The organism is Cypionkella sp. (assembly GCF_034376685.1).
Classification (GTDB): domain Bacteria; phylum Pseudomonadota; class Alphaproteobacteria; order Rhodobacterales; family Rhodobacteraceae; genus Cypionkella.
Genome location: NZ_JAXMJJ010000004.1, coordinates 15,893 through 38,043 on the forward strand (window position 1 = coordinate 15,893; position 22,151 = coordinate 38,043).

The following is a 22,151-nucleotide window of genomic DNA, read 5'->3' on the forward strand; positions in this document are numbered from 1 at the left end:
TTTAGCGGTGATCGGTCTTCAGCTTGTTCTCCAGATACATCGAGTATCGGGACATGCCGAAGCAGACGATAAAGAAGATGGCGCCGACGAAGATGTAGGGCTCCCAGTAGATGCCCTTCCAGTTGATGTCGGCGCGGACGATGGTGGTGATGCCGCGCAGCGGGTCAGCAAGGCCCACGAAGGACACGAGGGTTGTGTCTTTGAACAGGCCGATGAAGGTCGACACGATGCCGGGGATGGCGATTTTCAGCGCCTGCGGCATGATGATCAGCCGTTGCGCCTGCCAGTAATCCAGCCCCAAAGCATCGGCGGCTTCATATTGGCCACGCGGCAGGGCCGCGAGACCACCCCGCACCACTTCGGCATTATAGGCCGCCGAGAAGATGGTGACGAGGATGACGACGCGCAGGATCAAATCGAAGTTGGTCTGCGGCGGCAGGAAGTATTGCAGCAGCAAAGAGGCGGTGAACAGCATGGTGATCAAGGGCACACCGCGGACGAATTCGATGAAGCCGACCGAGAGGGTTTTGACGAGGAACATGTCCGAGCGCCGACCAAGCGCGAGCAGGATGCCCAAGGGCAACGAGATCGAGATCGCGGACACCCCGATGACGAAGGCCAGCAGGAAGCCGCCGAACTTGTCAGAGCTTACATAGATCAGCTCCAGCGGCAGCAGAGCTTGCCATGCCTCGGAGACATAGGGTTGCAGGAACAGCCACCACAGACAGGCGGCGATAAAGCCAGTCGACGCCCCCATCACCGTGCCGAGTTTCGGCGCGACGAGGCTATAGACCATAGCCATGACCAGGAAACCCAGCAGCGCCACGATCGGGCCCCAGACCGAGCCGCCCCACAGCAGCCAAAGTGCCGTGAACGGGAACAGCAGGGTGAGGATCAGCAAGAGACGCGGTTTGGTTGCGGCAATCGCGGTCAGCGCCACCATCAGGGCGACCGCAACGGCGGTATGACTGGAGAAGCCATCTGCGCCGATCAGGCACAGCACCATCAGCAGGCCAACCACACCGCAAAGCGTCGACATCGCACGTTTGTTGTCGGCGTAAAGCACCGGGGCGAGGGCCACGAACAGCAGACCAAAGGTCAGGATCGGCCGCCACCACAGGCTTGGCGGGTAGAAGCCGAAGATGAACTGCGGCCACCGCTCGCGGATCATCGCCCAGCAGGCCCCGGTTGCATCGGGGCCAGAGTTGGCGGCGACGATGGCGCGGCAATCGGCCATCGAATTGGCCCCGCTCCAGACGCCGTTTGACAGCCAGGGCCAGGACAGCGCGACCAGTTGATACAGCGCCAGAATCGCTAGCAGCGTCAGGATGGTGTTGAACGGGCCAGACAGCAGGTTCTCACGCACCCAGCGGATCACGCCGCTTTGCGACACCGGCGGGGCTTGCGGGGCGAGGATGTCTTTGCGGATGTAAGAGACGGACATCTTAACGCTCCTTCAGTTTGACAGAGGCGTTGTAGATGTTCATCACCGTGGAGATGATCAGGCTGATGATCAGATAGATCAGCATCATCAGGGTCATACACTCTAGCTCGCGTCCGGTTTGGTTCAGGGTGATGCCACCCAAAGTGCCGCGCAAATCAAGGTAACTGACGGCGATCCCCAACGAGGTGTCCTTGGTCAGCGACAGATATTGCGAGATCAGCGGCGGGATGATCACCCGCAAAGCTTGCGGCAGGATCACCAGATTCATCGTGCGACCGGGCCGCAGGCCAAGCGCCGCAGAGGCTTCGGATTGGCCCCGGCTGATCGCCTGAATGCCCGCCCGCACGGTTTCTGCGATCACAGCCGCGTAATACAGCGTCAGCGCAGCGGTGAGGGCGGTAAAGGAGTGGGCGATATTGAGGCCGCCGCGGAAGTTGAAGCCTTGCAGGGTGGGATAATCCAGATGGAAGCCCATCGCCAGCAACAGCGCGATGGTGGGCACGAACAGGATCAGCAGGCTTTTCCACCATGTTGTGGGCCGGATGCCTGTGGCTTCCTGCACGGCCTTGGTGCGGCGCAGCAGGGCGCGATTGGCCAGAAACGAGGCGATGATCACGCCGATGACGGCCCAAGCCGAGAGGTTCACCGAAACCGCGCCAAATTCGAGACGGGGCAGCGGGCGGTCAAGCAGCGGCATCGGCACGTTGGTGCCCCGGTTGGTGATTGCAACCGAGTCAAACAGGATCATCGAGGCAGCGGGCTCTTGTCCGGCGGCGGCCATCTCATCGGTGATGCGGAAGTCTTTCGGTGCCGGTTGGGTTTCGGAAAACACCACGAACACAAGGATGATCCACAGCAGCAGGGGCACGTTGCGGAAAATCTCGATGTAGACCGTCATCAGGCGCGAGACGAGCCAGTTCTTCGACAGCCGCAGCACGCCGATGATCACGCCAAGGATGGTCGCCAGAAAGCAACCGACAAAGGCCACGACCAGCGTGTTGCACAGGCCGACCAAAAGCGCACGGAAATGGGTGGAATCGTTGGTGTAACTGATCAGCTGCTGATCAATGTCATAGCCGGCGCGGTTCCACAGGAAGCCAAAGTTGATGTCTTTGTCTTTGGCCGCAAGGTTCTCGATGGTGTTGTTGGCCAGCCAGGCCACCCCCATCAGGAACAGGATCAGAACGATGATCTGAATGGTGTAACTGCGGTAGCGCGTGTCGTATATAAGCATGCCCAGCCGAAAGTTTGCTTTCGGCGGCTCGGTCGCGAGCGTCATATGTGTTCCCCCTGCCCTGCCGTTGCCGGACTTGTGCCGGTCGTTTCGGGGGCGGTTCCCCCTACGGTCAGGTGATGTGCCGGATCAAGATGAAGTGATCTTGTAAGAGAACGGGCGCGATTTTCACCGCGCCCGCGTCGTGCCGATTAGCGGATCGGCGGTGCGTATTGCAGGCCGCCCTGAGTCCACAGCGCGTTCAGGCCGCGTGCCAGACCGATCGGGGTCGAGGTGCCGATGTGAGCTTCAAAGATCTCGCCATAGTTGCCGGAAACGGCGATTGCGCGCTTGCTCCAGTCTTTGTCGAGGCCCATCATCGCGCCCATGTCACCTTCAAGGCCAAGCAGGCGCTTGACTTCCGGGTCGTTGGTCGAGCTTGCCACCTGGTCGATGTTGGCTTTGGTGACGCCTTTTTCTTCTGCGGTCAGCAGCGCGTAATAGGTCCAACGGACGATATCGCCCCAGTTGTTGTCGCCGTGACGCACGACCGGACCGAGCGGCTCTTTCGAGATGATCTCGGGCAGGATGATGTTGTCAGCCGGGTTTGCCAACGAAGCGCGGCTGGCGGCAAGGCCAGATGCGTCCGTGGTGTAGGCATCGCAAGCGCCGGCATCATACTGACGCAGAGCTTCCGAATCGTCGCCCACGGTAACCGGGGTGTAGGAGATGTTGTTGGACTTGAAGAAGTCAGCCAAGTTCAACTCGGTCGTGGTGCCGGTCTGGATACAGACGGTGGCGCCATCGAGTTCTTTCGCCGAGGACACGCCCAGCTCTTTTTTCACCATGAAGCCTTGGCCATCATAGTAGTTCACCGCGACGAAATCGAACTTGAGGTCGGTGTCGCGCGAGAAGGTCCAGGTCGAGTTGCGGATCAGCACGTCGACTTCGCCAGAAGCCAGCGCGGTGAAGCGGGTTTCGCCGGTGGTGGGGACGTATTTAACTTTGGCAGCATCGCCCAGAACGGCAGCAGCAACAGCTTTGCACAGATCAACGTCGAAACCGACGTAAGCGCCAGTTGCATCCGGAGCGCCGAAGCCGGTCAGACCGACGTTCACGCCGCAGATCAGCTCGCCACGGGCTTTCACGTCGTCAAGCGTCGCGGCAAATGCCGAGCCTGCCAGAACGGTGGTGGCCGCGAGTGCGCCGAAGAATACGGATTTTTTCATTCTTACCTCTTGCTGTTTCCGCCCGTTTTTCGGGCGAAGGTTATATGCCCTGCACAGGCTGCAGGTGCTCTCCCGAGTGACGACAAGCGCCGCCAGTGTCAGTGATACTCGGACATAGCTGTGCAATCGGTCAAGCAAAACTGCCAATATAACGGATATTACCGCTATCATAACGCTTTGGGGCGGTCAGGCAGACAGAATGCGCAAAGATGGGGCAAGATGGGAGAAGATTGTTACCCGCACAATGCGAAGAATCGTGCCGCCTCGCGCAGTGCCTGCCGTTTAAGCGATTCTAACACGGCGGCATCTTCATCAACGCCCCAGAGTTCGTTCTGCCAAGTCTCGTCGATTCGGCTTAAAGACCATGCCTCATCGACCGAAAGTCTGCCGCGCGTGACCGCCAAGGCAAGCACAAGCGAGCCGGAAATCGCAATCAGATCATGCACGGCGGCCAGTTGGAACGGGGTGAAGGCGTGGACCTGCGCGCTGAGCTTGGCGATGGAGGTTTCCGACTGGCGGATGTGCATCACCCCTGCGGTGGCGATCAAGGGCGCGCGCAGGGCAGCGGCGCACCATGCCAGCAGCGGATCCCACGCGTCGGCCTGACGGTCGATCAATTCTTGCGGACCGGTGGCGCGGTAGCAGAGCAGATCGGTTTCGCCATAACGCGCAAGATCACCCGCCACTTCGGCAAACTGGATCGCCACATTGTCGATGGCAGAATTGGCCGCGCGGGTGGCCGGCATGGTTTCAGGACGCACGCGGCCTTGCTGCGCATCCCATTCGGCGGCGATCACCTCGGCCATCGCCATCGTGGGCAGAACCAGCAGGCGTTTGGCGGGAGTTTTCACCGCGCGACCATCAAGGGTTACGGTGAAACCACCCGGACACGGCTCAGCAATGGCTTGTTTCCAGAAGCGTTTTGCCGTCCAAGCGCTCATTCACTGCCCCCGAACGGATCGGCTGGCACATCGTTTTCGCCCCAGTCGAGGGTTTTCCAGGTGCGGGCCATATGTTCGGGCAAGGGGGCTGTGAAGGTCATCATTTTCTTCAGGATCGGATGCTCGATGGTCAGCATACGGGCATGCAGGTGCAGCTTGCGGCTGATGTCGCCGCCGATGCTGGCACCCCAGCCATCGCCCATATTCTCGGTGCCGGTGGGACCATATTTGCTATCACCCAAGATCGGATGACCCATTTCCGCCATATGCGCGCGGAGTTGGTGGGTGCGTCCGGTGACGGGTTCCAGCGCCATCCATGACAGGCGGGAACCCAAGAACCACAGGGTGAAATAATCGGTCTGCGCGCGTTTGGCGTCGGGATGTTCCGCCATTTTGGCGGGATGGATGCAGATCATCTTTTCGTCGCCGTGACGACCGCCGCCGGATTTTTGCAGCCCGTATTTGATCGAACCTTTGCGCGGATGCGGCACACCTGCGACGGCGGCCCAATAGATCTTGCGGGTCAGGCGGTGGCGCAAGGCTTCACTGAGGGCGCGCGCGACGCGGTCGGTGCGCGCCAGCATCAACAGGCCCGAGGTGTCTTTATCCAGACGGTGCACCAGCTTGGGACGGTCTTTGTAGCCGAATTTCAGCGCTTCGGTCAGGCCATCGACATGGCGATCACCTTGACCGGAGCCACCTTGCGAGGGCAGGCCGGGGGGCTTGTTGAGGATGATGATATGCTCATCCTTCCAGAGCACCGCGTTCTGGATCATCTTCTCATCGGCCGCGGAATAGCTGCCAGCGCGGCGGGCGACCGGGGCTGCGGCATCCGGCAACGGCGGGATGCGGATGGTCTGGCCGGGGGCGATGTGATCGGACGCCTTGCAGCGGCTGGAGTCCACGCGGACCTGGCCGGTGCGGCACATCTTTTCGACATGGCCTTGGGTGACTTGCGGAAAGCGCTTTTTGAACCAGCGGTCCAGGCGCTGTTCGCCTTCGTCTTCGGTAACCGTGATCAGTTGAACGTCGCTCATGCGAGGGCTCCACGTGCTAGGTAAATTCCGGCAGCGAGGGCCGCGAGGGAAAGGATGATGCTGGCCGCAATATAGGCCAGCGCGGTGAGGATTTCGCCGCGTTCCCACAAGGTGAAACTGTCGAGCGAGAAGGCAGAGAAGGTAGTGAAGCCGCCAAGGATTCCGGTCATCAGGAAGGGGGCAAAGCGGGTGCCGCCTTTGAGCGCAAGGACAACGACCAGTAGCCCCATGACGAAGGACCCCAGCACGTTGACGAACAAAGTGGCGTAGGGGAACCCCGGCCCGAACAGGCGCATCGCGCTGACATTCGAGAGATAGCGCAACGATGCGCCAATCGCGCCGCCGAGGGCGACTTGGGAGAGCGTGGTAAACATCAGGTTTCCTTGGGCGCAGGCGGGGGATTTGTCAACGGGGCTTGGGGGATTGCTGGGTTTCAATACTGCGCTGGGTGGGAGTGGTGTTGGGGAAGGACGCTCAGCGCAGAGTATTTAGGCCAAGATGAAATGGCTAGCCGTCGTTGCGTTTGGCGCGGAGTTTGACGAAATAGTCGATGCGTTTTTTCAGCTCACGTTCAAAGCCGCGTTCGGGCGGATTGTAGTAGATCGGGCGTTTCATATCGTCGGGGAAATAGTTTTGCCCCGAGAAACTGTCTTCGGCATCGTGATCATAGGAATAGCCCGCGCCGTAGCCGATTTCTTTCATCAGTTTGGTGGGGGCGTTTCTTATGTGAAGAGGAGGGGGTTGGCTGCCGGTTTCACGGGCGGCCGCGCGAGCGGCTTTGTAGGCGATGTACACCGCGTTGGATTTGGGCGCGAGGGCGATGTAGACAAGGGCTTGCGCCAGCGCCAGTTCGCCCTCGGGGGAGCCGAGGCGCTCGTAGGTGTTCCAGGATTCGAGGCAGATCTGCTGGGCTTGCGGGTCGGCAAGGCCGATGTCTTCGACAGCCATGCGGGTGATGCGGCGGGCGAGAAAGCGCGGGTCTTCGCCGCCTTCCAACATGCGGGCGAACCAGTAGAGGGCGGCGTCGGGGTCTGAGCCGCGCACCGATTTGTGCAGGGCCGAGATCAGGTTGTAATGCTCTTCGCCGGATTTGTCGTATTTGCTCGCACGGCGCATCAGGCGGGTGGAAAGCTGGTCGCGGGTGAGCGGTTTGTCAATTTTCCACGCTGTAACTTGTTCGATCAGGTTCAGCAGCGCGCGGCCATCGCCGTCGGCCATCTCGATGATCGCTTCGCGGGCGTCTCCGGTGAGGGGGAGTGCGCGGTTCAGGTCTTTCTCGGCGCGTTGGGCGAGGAGTTCGAGGTCAATCAGGTTGAGGCGTTCGAGGATGATGACTTGGGCGCGGGAGAGCAGAGCAGCGTTCAGCTCAAAACTGGGGTTTTCGGTGGTGGCGCCGACCAGAAGGATGGTGCCGTCTTCCATGTAAGGTAGGAAGCCGTCTTGCTGGGCTTTGTTGAAGCGATGGATTTCATCAACAAACAGCAGGGTGCCTTGGCCGTTTTGGCGGCGGATCTTGGCGGATTCGAACACTTTGCGCAGATCAGGCACACCGGTGAAAATCGCCGAGATCTGCACAAAGGCGAGGTCGGACTCATGTGCAAGAAGCCGGGCGATGGTGGTTTTGCCAACGCCAGGCGGGCCCCAGAGGATCAGCGACGACAGGCTATGGGCGGCGATCATTGCGCCGAGCGGGCCGTCGGGGCCGAGGACATGACCCTGCCCGATCACCTCGGAGAGCGTGCGTGGGCGCAAACGGTCGGCCAAGGGGCGCGGGGCCTCTGGCACGGTTTTTCCGGGGGTGTCGAAAAGATCTGACATGCGGGGAGTTTACGCGGGCTTTGCTGGCGGGGGAAGGCGGATTGCGGTTTGGCAGTTGGGGTGGGGGAACTTGCCCATGAGCTGCGGATTCGGGAACTATTGTTTTGAGGCTATAGCAGACCTTGACTACAAGTAGCGATCCTTCAAGCTTCCTATACGAAGGCAGGAGGCCGCAGAGTGTCGAAAGATGGTTTTCTTTGGGAAGGTCACGACCGCTATGTGACACGCGTAAGTGATCTTAGCGAAGAATCGTCAACCGTGTTGTTCTATCGGGAACGAAAATCTCATCAGGGTATAGGTAAACTTAAACAGATCGAGCGTTTGGGCGCTAGAATGGTTAATCAAGCGTTTCTAGACGAGCTATCGGAACTGGAAGGTTTGGCTGAACTAAAACTGGAAGGTGTATCTGCTGGCGATTTAAGTCCTATTTCGCGGTTAAAAAATTTGCGGACTCTTCGCCTGCGAGATGTATCAGAAATCACCAACTTTGAGGCCGTCCTAGATCTTCCGAATCTCAACGCTCTGTACATCGAAAATGCAAAACATCTCCACGCGCTGGATTTCCTGGGAAGCCTAAAACACATCCTGCGCCTTGGTATCGAAGGTTGCATGTATAAAACCCAACGAGTAGAAAGTCTTGCGCCTCTTGCAAGACTGATGAGTCTGGAAGAACTTTATATGTCGTCGGTTTCATTGGACGATAAAGTTCTTTCTTATCTCACTCACCTCCCCCGTTTGAGCGTTTTGCGTTGTGCGAGATTTGCCCCAAAATCTGAGTTCGATAATCTGAGAAGCTGCATGCCTCACCTCGCATGTGATTGGTGCGATGAGTATGAAATTTCTGTCTAGCCGAACTGCACTCAGCTTACGAACAGCAGGTTCGCACCACATAGCTGACCTAGGCCACCGCCACGAGTCATCACATCTCGCCGCACCGGATCAGCTTCCTCGCTGCTTCCGCCTGCCCTACTGCTTTGCATAGCGGGTCTGCGGGCGGCCCTGCTCCCCATAGGCCGCCGCAGATTTGCCCTGCGTTCAGTGTTTGGTCAGGCTGAAATCCATCTCGACCACTTGGTTGTCGATGGCGTCGATCTCCATCACCGGGCCCATCGCCTTCATCTTCACACCCACACGGTCGGCCCAACGTGGCCAGGTGGCGGCGAGCAGGGTCAGGCAATGCGTGGCGCCGAGGCTGCGCACAGTGTCGCCAAGCTGCGCGATCAGCTGGGCGTGGACGCGGCGGCGGATCGAGGAGGGCACGTCATGGGCGACGAACAGGCGGCTCGATTCCCAGATGTGATCGCCCACGGGCGCTTCATCGGTCAAAAGATGCGCCGGGATGGTATCGAGCAGACCGCGTTGCGCGTCGCGGATCATGTAGGAATAGATGCCGCATTTCGCAGTGGTCGGCGTCAGACGGTTGCCCGCCAGAACCCGGCCCTGATCATCATGCACGACAACCCAGCGGCTGGCTGGGGTGTCGTATTGATCGTATTCCATCCCCAAAGCCTCGGGCAGATCCCATTTGTTATGGACGATGAACAATTCACGCCGCGCGCGAAGCATGTTCGCGAACAGCTCTCCATGATTATGGAGATTGGCAAAAGAAAGCGTGGTGGTGAGCATGGTGGTCTCCGTTATGTTCAGATGGCAGTCAGAACATCGCGGAGGGGGTTTTCAGATCAGCCGATAATCCTTTGCACGTTGAATGGCTTCGGCTGTGGTGCGCGCCATCAGACGCACGCGCGCCGATGTCACACGCGCTTTGAGTGCGCTTTCTGAAATGCCCAGTTTCGCCGCAGCGGCAGTAAACCGGTCCCCCCCAGCGATACAGCGCAGAGCCTCGATCTGAGCTTTGGTCAGCTCTTCAGGCGGCTCTGTCACGTCATGCAGCCGGTGCACAATGCTGGCAATGGCTGCAATTTCATGATCCTCGAATTCGCGATCAGCGCGCGCAAACGAGGCGATGGATCGTGATTTGACCGGGCCACAGGCAACTGTGGCGCCATAGTTCAGGCCGTATTTTGCGGCTTCTTTGAACAGGCCAAACGGGTCTGGCAGGGCGCTATCGCTCCAACGGATGGTGCCGGTGGCACTGAAGCCCCAAGCTACCATTGGATCGCGCAGGACGTAGCCTTTTTCGGTATAGTAGTCGAGCCAGCGCTGGTCATAGGTCTGGAAGGTGAACAAGGGCGCTGTGAAACGGATATGGAGCCCGACAAAGTAGCCGGCGGGAGCCATAAGCGAAAGTTGGTGTAACTCGACATCTATACCTAGCTTTACTGACATGTTTCTTCGATCTCTCGATTCAATTACAACTTTAGGCAGTTCGGAGAGTGGCTACTATACTCGGATAAGCAACACGCTATTTCCAATAATCTATCAATCAGCAGAACCGTTGCGAACGAAAGTGTCGAGTGGCAATCGGCTGCCGCTATCGCGGTTAACGCTGCGTCAACTGCTGGCTTAAGGCTGGCTTCGGTCTTGCTAGATATGAAAAAACCCGCCGGTTAGGGCGGGTTTTCTGATACGAACTGCGCGGTGGGCTTACGCCTCGAACGCGTCCTCGGCGGCGGTGCGGGCGTGGTCTGCTGCACCTTTGGCGTTCGGGTCACGGTCGACAAATTCGATGATCGCCATCGGAGCCATGTCACCATAACGGAAGCCGGCTTTCAGAACGCGGACGTAACCGCCCTGACGATCCTGGTAGCGCGGGCCGAGGATTTCGAACAGGCGCGCGGTGTGGATGTCTTGCTTCAGCTGCGAATGCGCCTGACGACGGGCGTGCAGATCGCCGCGCTTGGCAAGGGTGATCAGCTTTTCGATGATCGGGCGCAGTTCTTTGGCTTTCGGCAGGGTGGTCTTGATCTGCTCGTGCTCGATCAGCGAGCCTGCCATGTTGGCGAACATCGCTTTGCGGTGTTCATGGGTGCGGTTAAGCTTGCGGTAACCATTGGCGTGACGCATTGGAATCTCCTATTCGCGTGTTTTACTTTGTCCGGCAGGGCCTACGATTGGTCCCGCTCACCTTGGGGCGTTGTTGCCCATGTTTTCCCCGCCAATGCGGGCATTTGTAGTTGGGCGGAGTTGCCCCCGCCCCTATTCTTAGAACTGGTCTTCGAAACGCTTGGCCAGATCTTCGATGTTTTCCGGCGGCCAGTCTTCGACTTCCATGCCCAGATGCAAACCCATGCCCGACAGCACTTCCTTGATTTCGTTCAAGGACTTGCGGCCGAAGTTCGGGGTGCGCAGCATTTCTGCTTCGGTTTTCTGGATCAGATCGCCGATATAGACGATGTTGTCGTTCTTCAGGCAGTTTGCCGAACGCACCGACAATTCCAACTCGTCCACTTTCTTCAGCAGCAGCGGGTTGAATTCAAGGCCAGCATCTTCGACGCCTTTGCCAGCAGCTTCCGGCTCGTCGAAGTTGACGAACACAGCCAGCTGATCTTGCAGAATGCGCGCGGCATAGGCCACAGCGTCTTCCGGGGTCAGGGAGCCATCGGTTTCGATTTTCATCGTCAGCTTGTCATAGTCCAGCACCTGACCTTCGCGGGTCGGGGTGACTTCGTAGGACACTTTTTTGACCGGCGAATAGATCGCGTCGATCGGGATCAGGCCGATCGGCGCATCTTCCGGGCGGTTCTTGTCAGCGGCAACATAGCCTTTGCCGGTGTTCACGGTGAGTTCCATGAACACATCCGCGCCGTCATCGAGGTGGCAGATGACGTGGTCTTTGTTCAGGATTTCGATGCCGTTGGTTTCCGAGATGTCGCCAGCGGTGACAACGCCCGGACCTTTGGCGGAGATCGACAGGCGCTTCGGCCCATCCACATCCATCTTGATCGAAACGCCTTTCAGGTTCAGCACGATGTCGGTGACGTCTTCACGCACACCAGCAACGCTGGAAAACTCATGCAGCACGTTGTCGATCTGCACCGAGGTGATCGCGCCACCTTGCAGCGACGACATCAGCACGCGGCGCAGCGCGTTGCCAAGGGTCAGGCCAAAGCCGCGCTCCAGCGGTTCAGCGAAAACGGTTGCGGTGCGTTGTGCATCGGCCCCCGGCTTCACGACCAGCTGCGTCGGTTTAATCAGTTCAAGCCAATTTTTGTGGATCATGTGACCGCCTCCATACTTGTCTTCTGCTCATGTCCTAAGCAGCGGACGCCCGAGGTTCAGAAATGCAGAAATCGGGCCGTGCAGACATCGCACGACCCGACCAATAGTGATGCCTTAGACGCGACGGCGCTTCGGCGGACGGCAACCGTTGTGCGCAAGCGGCGTCACATCACGGATCGACGTCACGTTCAGGCCAACAGCAGCCAGAGCGCGCAGAGCGGATTCACGGCCCGAACCGGGGCCTTGCACTTCGACTTCAACAGTCTTCATGCCGTGCTCTTGTGCTTTGCGGGCTGCATCTTCTGCGGCCATCTGAGCGGCGTAGGGCGTGGATTTCCGCGAGCCTTTGAAGCCCATGGTGCCCGAGGACGACCAGGAAATCGCGTTGCCCTGAACGTCGGAGATCAGGATTTTGGTGTTGTTGAACGAAGAGTTCACATGAACCACGCCAGCGGCGATGTTCTTGCGTTCTTTTTTCTTCGTGCGGGATGTTTTTGTATCGCGTGCCATAATGCCCTACCCCTTATTTCTTCTTGCCAGCGATGGCTTTTGCGGGGCCCTTGCGGGTGCGAGCGTTGGTGTGGGTGCGCTGACCGCGGACCGGCAGGCCCTTACGATGACGCAGGCCACGGTAGCAGCCGAGATCCATCAGACGCTTGATGTTCATCGAGGTTTCGCGACGCAGGTCGCCTTCCACGGTGACGTTCGCATCGATGTATTCGCGGATCGCCAGCACTTCGGCATCCGAAAGCTGGTTGATACGACGTGCGCGGTCGATGTTCACAGCGGCGCAGATTTGCTCTGCAATCGCGGGACCAACGCCGGTGATGTAGGTGAGCGCGATCGGAACCCGTTTCGCGGTCGGGATGTTAACGCCAGCAATACGTGCCAAACGTGTATTCCTTCATGGTTGCGGTTCCGTAGTGCCAGAACCTTTTTTCACAACACCGCCCCGAGCCTGAAGCCGGAGGGCGATTCGAATCCCTATCAAATAAGGAATCCCGCAAGCGATTCCGCTGCGGGACGCCGTGCTTTATGGGCTTTTGACCATATCGTCAAGGGCAGCGGACGACCTAATTACGTTTTGTCAAGAACTTTGGCGATCTCGGCGGCGACCGCGTCCATTTCTGCCAGACCGTTGACCGTCGACAGCTCACCCTTGGCATAATAGTAGCCGATCAGCGGCGAGGTCTTTTTGTAATATTCCATCAGCCGGGTCTTCAACGCGAGTTCGTTGTCGTCGGCGCGGCGGCGCAGATCATGGCTGCCGCAGGCATCGCAGGTGCCTGCAACCTTCGAGGGCCGGGTCTGGTCGTGGTAGACCTCACCACAATTGCCACAGGTGTAACGGCCGGTGATGCGCGCCACGAGGGCATCATCATCCACCTGCATCTCGATCACCGCATCCAGAGCCTGCCCCTTGCGGGCCAGCAGCGCGCTCAGGGCATCGGCTTGCGGCAGGGTGCGGGGGAAGCCGTCAAAAATGAAGCCGCCGCCCTGTGCGCCGGTCAGCTTTTCTTCGATCAGGCCAATGACGATCTCGTCGGTGACAAGCTGGCCCTTGTCCATCACTTCAGCGACGCGGCGACCCATCTCGGTGCCCGAGGTTTTGGCCTCGCGCAGCATGTCACCGGTCGACAGCTGCACCATGGCACGTTCATCCACCAAGCGTTTGGCTTGGGTGCCTTTGCCAGCACCGGGCGGGCCGAGGAGGATGATGTTTGCCATGAGACGCCTTTCTTTGACAAAAAAAAGCCCGGCGTGGGATGCGCCGGGCCTATGGGTGCAGCCCGCTTAGCGCCGCGCGGGCGGACGGTTTGCGGTGGTGCGTTTCTTGCCGCGCAGCTGCGACTTCTCGATCAGACCTTCGTATTGATGCGCCAGCAAATGCGACTGGATCTGGTTGATCGTGTCCATCGTCACCGAGACCACGATCAGCACCGAGGTGCCACCGAAGTAGAACGGAATCGAGAACTGGCTGATCAGGATCTCGGGCAGCAAGCAGACGGCGGCGAGGTAGGCAGCACCCAGCACGAGGATACGGTTGACGACGTAATCAAGATATTCCTCGGTCTTCTTGCCAGGACGGATGCCCGGAATAAAGCCGTTCTGGTTTTTCAGGTTGTCGGCAACCTCATCGGTCTTGAACGCCACGTTCGCCGTGTAGAAATAGGCGAAGAACACGATCATGCTGACGAAGAACACCAGATAGAGCGGCTGGCCATGACCGAAATAGGCCAGAATCGTCGACATCACCGGGCCGGTGTTGGCGCCCGAGAAGGCGGCGATGGTGGTTGGCAGCAGCAAGAGCGACGAGGCGAAGATCGCCGGGATCACGCCCGCCGGGTTTACCTTGATCGGCAAATGCGACGAGCCGCCGTCATACACCTTCATGCCGACCTGACGGCGGGGATACTGGATGTGGATCTTGCGCAGCGCGCGCTCCATGAACACCACGAAGGCGATCACCGCGACGACCATCACCAGCACACCCAGAATGATCGGGGTCGAGATCACGCCCGCACGGCCCTGGCTGAAGAACTGCGCCAAAGCATGCGGAATTTCCGCGACGATGCCAGTGAAGATGATCAGCGAGGTGCCGTTGCCGATGCCGCGTGCGGTGATCTGCTCACCCAGCCACATCAGGAACATGGTGCCCGCTACAAGGGTGATCACACAAGAGACCACGAAATACATGCCGGGGCTGTGCGCCAGCCCGCCTGCCTCAATAGATTTGGCGATACCAAAGCCTTGCAGGACGGCCAGAGCGACGGTGCCGTAGCGCGTCCACTGGTTCATCTTCTTGCGGCCCGCGTCGCCTTCTTTCTTCATCTGCTCCAGCGCCGGGATCATCGAGGCCAGAAGCTGAATGATGATCGAGGCCGAGATATACGGCATGATGCCAAGCGCGAAGATGCCCATCCGGGTGATTGCGCCGCCGGTGAACATCGACAGCATGCCGCCGATGCCCTGCCCTGCTTCTTCCATGAAGTTGCGCAACGCTGTGCCGTCGATCCCCGGAACCGGCACATAGGTGCCAAGTCGGTAGACCATCAAAAGGCCAATGGTGAAGAAAATGCGGCTACGGAGATCCGTCGCCTTGCCCAGCGTACCCCAGCTGAGGTTCGCGGCCATCTGTTCGGCAGCTGAAGCCATGCCCAGTTCTTTCTGCGTAAGCCCGATATGGGAAGCGCCGCCAAACCGTTTCCGGTCGGCGGCGCGGGAAACATAAGCCGATGTAAGCGGTCTAGCAACCGCTCACAAGGCGTTAGTTATGCTTTACGGACCGCTTTGGTGAAAGCTTCCAGGGTCGGCGCCACGGTCAGGGTGCCGCCAGCGGCTGCAACAGCTTCAACAGCGGCTGCGGATGCCCCGGTGACGTTCAGTTTGACCGCAGTGGTGATCGAACCCTTGTTCAGGATGCGGATACCGTCGCGCTTGTGACCGGTCAGGCCAGCGTCAACCAGCATATCCTCGGTGATCTCGACTTTCGCGTCGAGTTTGCCCAGACCGATGAATTTCTCGATCAGGCCGAGGTTGATCACCGCAAAGCGATCCTGGTTCGGCTTGTTGAAGCCGCGCTTTGGCAGACGGCGATACAGAGGCATCTGGCCGCCTTCGTAGCCACCAATAGCGACGCCCGAACGCGATTTCTGACCCTTGATACCACGGCCAGCGGTTTTACCCGAGCCCGAACCCGGACCACGTGCCACGCGCTTTTGCTTCTTTGTTGCACCGGGATTGTCGTGCAGTTCATTCAATTTCATGTCGCATACTCCTATGCCGGAAAGCTCCTACCTGCGACGGGTAGGGCAACGCGGCTGTTTCATGATTCTTATGCCGATAGGTGGGGCATTGCGGGCGTATAGAGGGATGCCTCGTGCATAGCAAGATCACAACATTGCAAAACGCACTTACTGGATGGGAGCCATCACGACAGCAATGTCCCCTACCTTTGTATTCGTAAACCAATCACGATTCATCAGCGTGCCGTTCACGATGTATAGATTTGAGAGCGCGAATGCTTCGATTTCGCCTGCATCATTCTTGCGCCAAAACCAAGGCTCATCGAGTTCACCCATTACGATACCCAAATCTGTTGGACTACCTGACGAAACCAGCTGGGTCAGAAGGTCATAAATTTGCTTTGGGTCAGTTATCCGCTCGTCTGCAAAGTAGCATCCACCTTCAACGCCCAAGGTAGCCAATGCTGTGACGCCAGCAACTACGATCGTTACTGGAGCCGTCACAATAGATGCGGCAGTTCCAAGGACGCCAGCTGTGCCGCCTATGATACCAACAGTTCCAGCACCTGAAACCCCTGCGGCGGTTGAGCCAATCATGGTCGCCCCGGTTGTTGCGTTTGTGATTAAATAGAAGCCTGCGGCCTTCATCCCAACATCCGATACAGCAACCGCAGCGGTGGTGGCGACGGCCCCAGATGAGCCGATAGACCCGATCAACTTACTGAGACGATAATCACAAATCCCAGCAGATAGTGGCATGGTCCACAACGCGCCGAGTGCAGAAGCGAGTAGGAATGTCATAGAGTTTAACATTTGAAATCATCCCAAAGTGACTCTTTGATCAGGTTTGGCAAATTGACTTGGCCTTGGCAAGCAACCTCTTTCGCACTATCGCACCAACTAGACTCCCCCCGCAAATCCTGCGTATCTGCGGGCTGTTTTGCACGGGGGCTGTCATGGCGGTGGATACCAATTATCGGGCGGGGATTAAGCTGCTGTTCAAGAATGAATGGGGCAGCTTGGTCGCGACTTTTGCGCGGTTTGAATATGCGCTGAAGCTGGCGGGGTATTTGAAGTATGAAAAAGCCGGCACCTCGGCCGAGGCGGGCTGGGCCGGATTTGCCGGTGATCTGGGGGATGGCTTTCTGGCGCATTGCCGGGCGTTGCCGGAGGTTCAGGTGCTGTTCAACGCGCCGCCTCGGCTGTTGAAGGTCGACCGGGATCAGGCGGTGTCCTGGAAGAAGGCACGGGCGGTGAATTCGGTTTCGGATTTCTTTTTGGTCGTGCAGGACGTGCGGGGCAGTTTGTTCCACGGCGATGCAAAAGTGCACGGCGAGCGTGACGGCGAGCGGATTGAGGCGGCGCAGGTGGTGTTGGATGAGGCTTGGGGCTGGGCCTTGCAGGACAAAACCAACGCGCGGCTGGTGCGGTTTTGTGAGGCGTTTCGGTTTACGCAGTAGGTTTGGGTTACTCACACCTTTCTCACCCTGTTAAGTAATGAGTTCGTGAGCGTGGCAGCACTACTCAAAACTCCTGAAACTTTGGGGGAGTTTGCCATCTCTTGGAAGCTCCCTCAAAATCTTCGATAAACTCCGCTAGTTTCATATTCCAATGCGGGTCTAGGCCGCCGTGACAGGTATGGCAAAGCGTCACCAAATTGTTCTCCGTGGTCGCGCCCTGATTAGCCCAAGGACGAATATGGTGAACGTGGAGTTCTATGTTCACGTTAGTTTTTGAACTCTGCCCGCAAACGCGACACCTGTAGTTGTCACGTTCTAAAATTCTCATTCGTAGCTTCTTACTCGGTGCTCGTTGCAACGCCTCAGAGATGTCTCTTACGGATGAAAATGCCCCTAAGCCGGTGCTTGTGACTTGCGAGACCTTAAGATGCTTAGAGATGAGTTTTTCAGCTAACTCAGCATCTATCGCGGCGGCACCACCTTTAATGAAAAAGGGCCAAAGCTCAATCTCGGACCGAATTTGCAATAGCGGGCCTTGCAGATGTTCAAGCCAACCCATCGCCAGTCGGGCGTACTCCAGCTTAGAAGGCGCTCTTAGTTCAATGCGTCTCTCGGCGTCAGCAAAGCCCACCCAATGGGTGTAGAAGCTCATCTGATTTCCACGTCGATCATCAAAGTAGATTTGACAAAGATAGCAATCGTAATCCTCAATATCGTTTTTCATCAGCTACCTGCAGACCCTATCACTATACAGAATAGCAAAACGCCCCACCTTGCGGCGGGGCGTTTTGGGTAGCGTAGGGTGCGCTTCAGCGCACCATTGGCTTATCCGCGCTCTTCGATGATCTGCACAAGATGCGAGATCTTGCGGACCATGCCACGGACCGAAGGGGTATCCTCCAGCTCGCGGGTCCGGTTCATTTTGTTCAGGCCAAGACCTTTCAGGGTCGCGGTCTGGATCGCCGGGCGGCGGGCGGCCGAAGCCACCTGCTTCACCACGATGGTCTTTTTCACAGCGTCGGTCATGTTCAAGCCTCCACAACTTCAGCGGCGGGCTTGTTCAGAATCTCTGCCACTTTCTTGCCACGGCGTGCCGCGACTTGACGAGGAGAGGTTTCCGACTTCAGCCCGTCGATGGTGGCGCGGATCATGTTGTACGGGTTCTGCGAGCCGATGGACTTTGCCACCACGTCTTGCAGGCCCAACATTTCGAACACAGCGCGCATCGGACCACCGGCGATGATACCGGTACCGGCAACAGCCGTCCGCATCACCACTTTGCCGGCGCCATGACGGCCTTCCATGTCGTGGTGCAGGGTGCGGGCGTCTTTCAGCGGCACGCGAATAAGCTGGCGCTTGGCCTGCTCGGTCGCCTTGCGGATCGCTTCCGGAACTTCCTTAGCCTTGCCCTTGCCGAAGCCGACACGGCCTTTTTGATCGCCGACTACCACCAGTGCTGCAAAGCCAAAGCGTTTGCCGCCCTTAACGGTTTTCGACACCCGGTTGATCGCGACCAGACGGTCAGCGAATTCCGGGGTTTCTTCCGGCCGGTTATCGCGGCGATCATTGCCACCACGATTGTCCCGACGGTTATCACGTTCTGCCATTTTTCAACTCCTCAGAACTGCAATCCACCTTCACGGGCAGCCTCGGCCAAAGCCTTGATCTTACCGTGAAAGAGGAAACCGCCGCGGTCGAAGTAGCACACTTCAACACCGGCCTTTTTGGCCCGCTCGGCGATTGCCGAACCGATTTTCGTCGCTGCTTCGACGTTGTTCTTGCCGACCACACCGAATTCCTTCTCCAGCGTGGAGGCGGAGGCGATGGTGACGCCCTTCACATCGTCGATCAGCTGCACGCTGATGTTTTTGTTCGAGCGGTGAACGGACAGGCGCAGGCGCCCATGCGATGTCGCTTTGATTTTGTTCCGAACGCGCTGACGGCGCTTGAGGAACAGGTCTCTCTTGGTGTTTGCCATGATTGTGTCCCTTACTTCTTCTTGCCTTCTTTGCGGAACACGAACTCGCCCTTATAGCGGATGCCTTTGCCCTTGTAGGGCTCGGGCTTGCGCCATTCGCGGATGTTCGCAGCGACCTGACCAACGAGTTGTTGGTCAATGCCTTCCACAATGATTTCAGTGTTCTTCGGCGAGGTCACGGTGACCCCGGCTGGAACGGCGAAGTTGACTTCATGGCTGTAGCCGAGCGACAGTTTCAAAACATTGCCAGCCATCGCAGCGCGGTAACCCACGCCTTGAATTTCCAGCTCTTTCTTGAAACCAGCGGTGACGCCAGTGACGAGGTTTTCAACCATTGACCGCGCCATGCCCCACTGCTGACGCGCACGCTTCGAAGTGCCACGCGGGGTCACTTTGATGCTGCCTTCGTCGATCGTGAGCGTCACGTCGTCGGTTGCGGTGAAGCTGCGGGTGCCTTTCGGACCTTTCACTTCGATGGTTTGACCTGACACGGACGCCGAAACGCCCTTGATCAGTTCTACGGGTTTTTTGCCGATACGAGACATGCCACCCTCCTCAGAACACGGTGCAAAGCACTTCGCCGCCAACATTGGCTGCGCGCGCATTTGCATCTGACATCACGCCTTTCGGCGTGGAGACGATGGAGATACCGAGGCCGTTACGCACGGTCGGAATTTCCTTGACGGACATATATACCCGACGGCCGGGCTTGGACACGCGTTTGACTTCGCGGATCACAGGCACGCCTTCAAAGTATTTCAGGCTGATCACAAGCTCACCTTGACCGTTGTCGGTCTTGGCGCGCTCGAAACCGCGGATATAACCTTCGCTTACGAGCACGTCCAGAACCCAGGCGCGCAGTTTCGAGGCAGGGGTCGACACGGTCGATTTGCCACGCATTTGCGCGTTACGGATACGGGTAAGCATGTCGCCGATAGGATCGTTCATCATCATTTGGCGACCTCCTTACCAGCTCGACTTGACCATGCCGGGGATCTGGCCGAACGAGGCGAGATCACGCAGCATGATGCGCGAGAGTTTGAGCTTGCGATAATACGCATGCGGACGACCAGTCAGTTGGCAACGATTGTGCAAACGGACAGCCGACGAGTTGCGGGGCAGCTCTGCCAGTTTGATGGTCGCCTTGAAGCGCTCTTCAACTGGTTTCGCCTGGTCGTTGATCACCGCTTTCAGTGCTGCGCGCTTGGAAGCATGTTGCTTCACCAGCTTCTCGCGCTTCACTTCGCGGTTCACCATGGATTTTTTTGCCATTGTCAGGTTCCTCGCGCGATCAAGAAGTGAAGGGCATGTTGAATTGCTTCAACAGTGCCTTCGCTTCCGCATCGGTTTTAGCGGTGGTGCAGATGATGATGTCCATGCCGAGCACTTCATCGACTTTGTCGAACTCGATTTCGGGGAACACCAGTTGCTCTTTGAGGCCCATGGCGTAGTTGCCACGGCCATCGAACGAGGTCGGCTTCACGCCGCGGAAGTCGCGGACGCGCGGCAGAGCAATGGTGATCAGACGGTCGAGGAATTCGTACATCCGGTCGCCGCGCAGGGTCACTTTGCAGCCAAGCGGCATTTCTTCACGCACACGGAAACCAGCAATGCTGTTTTTCGCGTGGGTGATGACAGCCTTCTGACCAGCGATGAGAGTCATCTCTTCGGCGGCTTTCTTGACCTTCTTGGTGTCCTTGACGGCTTCACCAACGCCCATGTTCAGCACGATTTTGTCGAGCTTGGGCAGTTGCATCGCATTCTTGTAGCCGAACTCTTCCATCAGCGCCGCACGGATGCGGGTTTGGTATTCAGCTTTCAGACGCGGGGTGTAGGTGGCTTGGTCCAACATCAGATCGCCTCCCCAGTGGTCTTGGCGAAGCGAACCTTCTTGTCGCCTTCCATGCGGAAGCCAACGCGGGTTGCTTTGCCGTTTTTGTCCAGCAGTGCGAGGTTCGACAGATCAATCGGCATGGCTTTCGCCAGACGACCACCCTGCGAGGTTTGCGACTGTTTGGTGTGACGGATCGCCATGTTGGCGCCCTCAACCACGGCCTTGTTGGCGGTCGGGTTCACGGACGAAATCTCGCCCTTTGCGCCCTTGTCCTTGCCGGTCAAGATGACGACGGTGTCGCCTTTTTTAAGCTTCGCAGCCATCAGAGCACCTCCGGAGCCAGCGAGATGATTTTCATGAAGTTCTTCGCGCGGAGTTCACGTACCACTGGCCCGAAGATACGCGTGCCGACGGGTTCACCCTGGTTGTTCAGGATGACAGCGGCGTTGCGGTCAAAACGAATAGCGGTGCCGTCTTCACGGCGAACTTCTTTGGCGGTGCGAACAACAACGGCTTTACGCACGTCGCCTTTTTTCACACGGCCTTTCGGAATGGCTTCCTTGACCGACACCACGATGATGTCGCCCACGGATGCATAGCGGCGATGCGAGCCGCCCAGAACCTTGATGCACTGAACCCGGCGAGCGCCGGAGTTATCAGCAACATCCAGATTGGTCTGCATCTGGATCATTTGGTTTCTCCCGACCTTTGGGCATCATTGCCCAGGGTTTCGTATTCAGAAAAAGACGAAAGTCGTTGCTTATGCAGCAACGACCACCGTCCAGCGTTTGGTCTTCGAGATCGGCGCACATTCTTCAATGCGCACGGTGTCCCCGGTCTTGTAGGTGTTGTTCTCATCATGCGCGCGGTATTTCTTCGACTTACGCACGGTCTTATGGAACAGCGGGTGCTTGAAGCGGCGTTCCACCAGAACGGTGATGGTTTGCTCGTTCTTGTCCGAGGTTACGACGCCTTGCAGGATACGTTTTGGCATGGGTCTGCTCCTCAGTTCGCAGCCGCTTGCGCGGCTTTCTGGTTCAGCACGGTCATGATACGTGCCACTTCGCGGCGAACAGCGCGCATACGCGAGGTGTTTTCCAGCTGGTTGGTTGCTGCTTGGAAGCGCAGGTTGAACGCTTCTTTCTTGAGGGCCACAAGGGTCTCACGCAGCTGCTCGGGCGATTTGCCCAATAGTTCCTTGGCGGTCATGCGCCTGTTCCTTTTTCAATCACCAGAGCGCCCCTACCTTGCGGCAAGGTCACGCTGAACCCGGTGGATCAATGTAAAACCACCGATTCCGAGTCGCCTCGGAGCCGTGGATGGGGTCGT

General features: G+C 58.1%; 31 protein-coding genes. 2 read left to right on the top strand and 29 right to left on the bottom strand.

Annotated features, from left to right (window positions below; genetic code table 11):
- Window position 1: 1 nt before the first annotated feature.
- The 7 genes from U1A24_RS01800 to U1A24_RS01830 all read right to left on the bottom strand — a co-directional run bounded on the left by U1A24_RS01800 (window position 2) and on the right by U1A24_RS01830 (window position 7,682).
- Window positions 2-1,444: an amino acid ABC transporter permease gene (locus U1A24_RS01800; protein WP_322320288.1), complete on the bottom strand. Its 1,443-nt coding sequence runs from the start codon at window positions 1,442-1,444 to the stop codon at window positions 2-4.
- A gap of 1 nt (window position 1,445) precedes the next feature.
- Window positions 1,446-2,723: an ABC transporter permease subunit gene (locus U1A24_RS01805; RefSeq protein ID WP_322320289.1), complete on the bottom strand. Its 1,278-nt coding sequence runs from the start codon at window positions 2,721-2,723 to the stop codon at window positions 1,446-1,448.
- A gap of 146 nt (window positions 2,724-2,869) precedes the next feature.
- Complete coding sequence (locus U1A24_RS01810) at window positions 2,870-3,886, bottom strand: amino acid ABC transporter substrate-binding protein (RefSeq protein ID WP_322320290.1); 1,017 nt, start codon at window positions 3,884-3,886, stop codon at window positions 2,870-2,872.
- Window positions 3,887-4,119: 233 nt separating this feature from the next.
- Window positions 4,120-4,827, bottom strand: a complete 708-nt coding sequence (locus U1A24_RS01815; RefSeq protein WP_322320291.1) for an ATP12 family chaperone protein — start codon at window positions 4,825-4,827, stop codon at window positions 4,120-4,122.
- Window positions 4,824-5,864 (bottom strand): RluA family pseudouridine synthase, encoded by a 1,041-nt coding sequence (locus tag U1A24_RS01820; protein WP_322320292.1) that lies wholly within the window; start codon window positions 5,862-5,864, stop codon window positions 4,824-4,826. Before U1A24_RS01820 ends, U1A24_RS01815 begins: the two co-directional genes overlap by 4 nt.
- A complete protein-coding gene (gene crcB / locus U1A24_RS01825; RefSeq protein ID WP_322320293.1) occupies window positions 5,861-6,238 on the bottom strand; it encodes a fluoride efflux transporter CrcB in 378 nt (125 codons plus the stop codon). Before crcB ends, U1A24_RS01820 begins: the two co-directional genes overlap by 4 nt.
- Before the next feature lie 133 nt (window positions 6,239-6,371).
- Entirely contained in the window at window positions 6,372-7,682 is a 1,311-nt protein-coding gene (locus tag U1A24_RS01830; RefSeq protein WP_322320294.1) for a replication-associated recombination protein A, read from the bottom strand.
- A 177-nt stretch (window positions 7,683-7,859) separates the two neighbouring features.
- Here U1A24_RS01830 and U1A24_RS01835 point away from each other — a divergent pair, with 177 nt between their 5' ends.
- Window positions 7,860-8,531: a hypothetical protein gene (locus U1A24_RS01835; RefSeq protein ID WP_322320295.1), complete on the top strand. Its 672-nt coding sequence runs from the start codon at window positions 7,860-7,862 to the stop codon at window positions 8,529-8,531.
- 186 nt (window positions 8,532-8,717) lie between these two features.
- Here the strand turns inward: U1A24_RS01835 and U1A24_RS01840 are convergent, their stop codons facing one another.
- The 10 genes from U1A24_RS01840 to U1A24_RS01885 all read right to left on the bottom strand — a co-directional run bounded on the left by U1A24_RS01840 (window position 8,718) and on the right by U1A24_RS01885 (window position 16,351).
- The gene (locus tag U1A24_RS01840; protein ID WP_322320296.1) at window positions 8,718-9,308 is read right to left on the bottom strand and encodes an acyl-homoserine-lactone synthase; all 591 of its coding nucleotides are present in this window, start codon (window positions 9,306-9,308) and stop codon (window positions 8,718-8,720) included.
- Window positions 9,309-9,359: 51 nt separating this feature from the next.
- A complete protein-coding gene (locus tag U1A24_RS01845; RefSeq protein WP_322320297.1) occupies window positions 9,360-9,971 on the bottom strand; it encodes an autoinducer binding domain-containing protein in 612 nt (203 codons plus the stop codon).
- A gap of 258 nt (window positions 9,972-10,229) precedes the next feature.
- Complete coding sequence (gene rplQ / locus U1A24_RS01850) at window positions 10,230-10,649, bottom strand: 50S ribosomal protein L17 (RefSeq protein WP_054006343.1); 420 nt, start codon at window positions 10,647-10,649, stop codon at window positions 10,230-10,232.
- 138 nt (window positions 10,650-10,787) lie between these two features.
- Window positions 10,788-11,804: a DNA-directed RNA polymerase subunit alpha gene (locus U1A24_RS01855; RefSeq protein ID WP_054006342.1), complete on the bottom strand. Its 1,017-nt coding sequence runs from the start codon at window positions 11,802-11,804 to the stop codon at window positions 10,788-10,790.
- 114 nt (window positions 11,805-11,918) lie between these two features.
- The gene (gene rpsK / locus U1A24_RS01860; RefSeq protein ID WP_322320298.1) at window positions 11,919-12,314 is read right to left on the bottom strand and encodes a 30S ribosomal protein S11; all 396 of its coding nucleotides are present in this window, start codon (window positions 12,312-12,314) and stop codon (window positions 11,919-11,921) included.
- Between the two features lie 13 nt (window positions 12,315-12,327).
- Window positions 12,328-12,696, bottom strand: coding sequence for a 30S ribosomal protein S13 (gene rpsM, locus U1A24_RS01865; protein ID WP_322320299.1), 369 nt, complete (start codon window positions 12,694-12,696; stop codon window positions 12,328-12,330).
- 185 nt (window positions 12,697-12,881) lie between these two features.
- Entirely contained in the window at window positions 12,882-13,532 is a 651-nt protein-coding gene (locus U1A24_RS01870; RefSeq protein ID WP_322320300.1) for an adenylate kinase, read from the bottom strand.
- A gap of 66 nt (window positions 13,533-13,598) precedes the next feature.
- Window positions 13,599-14,960: a preprotein translocase subunit SecY gene (gene secY / locus U1A24_RS01875; RefSeq protein WP_322320301.1), complete on the bottom strand. Its 1,362-nt coding sequence runs from the start codon at window positions 14,958-14,960 to the stop codon at window positions 13,599-13,601.
- A gap of 116 nt (window positions 14,961-15,076) precedes the next feature.
- Complete coding sequence (gene rplO, locus U1A24_RS01880) at window positions 15,077-15,571, bottom strand: 50S ribosomal protein L15 (protein ID WP_054006337.1); 495 nt, start codon at window positions 15,569-15,571, stop codon at window positions 15,077-15,079.
- Window positions 15,572-15,718: 147 nt separating this feature from the next.
- Window positions 15,719-16,351 (bottom strand): hypothetical protein, encoded by a 633-nt coding sequence (locus U1A24_RS01885; protein WP_322320302.1) that lies wholly within the window; start codon window positions 16,349-16,351, stop codon window positions 15,719-15,721.
- 155 nt (window positions 16,352-16,506) lie between these two features.
- Here U1A24_RS01885 and U1A24_RS01890 point away from each other — a divergent pair, with 155 nt between their 5' ends.
- Complete coding sequence (locus tag U1A24_RS01890; RefSeq protein ID WP_322320303.1) at window positions 16,507-17,010, top strand: hypothetical protein; 504 nt, start codon at window positions 16,507-16,509, stop codon at window positions 17,008-17,010.
- A gap of 64 nt (window positions 17,011-17,074) precedes the next feature.
- Here the strand turns inward: U1A24_RS01890 and U1A24_RS01895 are convergent, their stop codons facing one another.
- The 12 genes from U1A24_RS01895 to rpmC all read right to left on the bottom strand — a co-directional run bounded on the left by U1A24_RS01895 (window position 17,075) and on the right by rpmC (window position 22,031).
- On the bottom strand, window positions 17,075-17,734 hold the full coding sequence (locus U1A24_RS01895; protein ID WP_322320304.1) for an HNH endonuclease: 660 nt from the start codon (window positions 17,732-17,734) through the stop codon (window positions 17,075-17,077).
- A gap of 101 nt (window positions 17,735-17,835) precedes the next feature.
- Window positions 17,836-18,024 (bottom strand): 50S ribosomal protein L30, encoded by a 189-nt coding sequence (gene rpmD, locus U1A24_RS01900; RefSeq protein ID WP_322320311.1) that lies wholly within the window; start codon window positions 18,022-18,024, stop codon window positions 17,836-17,838.
- A gap of 14 nt (window positions 18,025-18,038) precedes the next feature.
- Window positions 18,039-18,617 carry a 30S ribosomal protein S5 gene (gene rpsE / locus U1A24_RS01905; protein WP_054006334.1) on the bottom strand — a complete coding sequence of 193 codons (579 nt, stop codon included), beginning with the start codon at window positions 18,615-18,617 and terminating at the stop codon, window positions 18,039-18,041.
- A gap of 11 nt (window positions 18,618-18,628) precedes the next feature.
- Window positions 18,629-18,988 carry a 50S ribosomal protein L18 gene (gene rplR, locus U1A24_RS01910; RefSeq protein WP_054006333.1) on the bottom strand — a complete coding sequence of 120 codons (360 nt, stop codon included), beginning with the start codon at window positions 18,986-18,988 and terminating at the stop codon, window positions 18,629-18,631.
- An 11-nt stretch (window positions 18,989-18,999) separates the two neighbouring features.
- The gene (rplF, locus tag U1A24_RS01915) at window positions 19,000-19,533 is read right to left on the bottom strand and encodes a 50S ribosomal protein L6 (protein ID WP_322320305.1); all 534 of its coding nucleotides are present in this window, start codon (window positions 19,531-19,533) and stop codon (window positions 19,000-19,002) included.
- Window positions 19,534-19,543: 10 nt separating this feature from the next.
- A complete protein-coding gene (rpsH, locus tag U1A24_RS01920) occupies window positions 19,544-19,942 on the bottom strand; it encodes a 30S ribosomal protein S8 (protein ID WP_304927946.1) in 399 nt (132 codons plus the stop codon).
- 12 nt (window positions 19,943-19,954) lie between these two features.
- Window positions 19,955-20,260, bottom strand: a complete 306-nt coding sequence (rpsN, locus tag U1A24_RS01925) for a 30S ribosomal protein S14 (protein WP_322320306.1) — start codon at window positions 20,258-20,260, stop codon at window positions 19,955-19,957.
- Window positions 20,261-20,279: 19 nt separating this feature from the next.
- On the bottom strand, window positions 20,280-20,840 hold the full coding sequence (gene rplE / locus U1A24_RS01930) for a 50S ribosomal protein L5 (protein WP_322320307.1): 561 nt from the start codon (window positions 20,838-20,840) through the stop codon (window positions 20,280-20,282).
- Window positions 20,840-21,145, bottom strand: coding sequence for a 50S ribosomal protein L24 (gene rplX / locus U1A24_RS01935; protein ID WP_322320308.1), 306 nt, complete (start codon window positions 21,143-21,145; stop codon window positions 20,840-20,842). The genes rplE and rplX overlap by 1 nt, the downstream gene beginning before the upstream one ends.
- Window positions 21,145-21,513, bottom strand: coding sequence for a 50S ribosomal protein L14 (gene rplN, locus U1A24_RS01940; protein WP_013066055.1), 369 nt, complete (start codon window positions 21,511-21,513; stop codon window positions 21,145-21,147). Before rplN ends, rplX begins: the two co-directional genes overlap by 1 nt.
- Before the next feature lie 69 nt (window positions 21,514-21,582).
- Window positions 21,583-21,816 (bottom strand): 30S ribosomal protein S17, encoded by a 234-nt coding sequence (gene rpsQ, locus U1A24_RS01945; protein WP_322320309.1) that lies wholly within the window; start codon window positions 21,814-21,816, stop codon window positions 21,583-21,585.
- Between the two features lie 11 nt (window positions 21,817-21,827).
- Window positions 21,828-22,031 (bottom strand): 50S ribosomal protein L29, encoded by a 204-nt coding sequence (rpmC, locus tag U1A24_RS01950; protein ID WP_322320310.1) that lies wholly within the window; start codon window positions 22,029-22,031, stop codon window positions 21,828-21,830.
- Window positions 22,032-22,151: the final 120 nt, after the last annotated feature.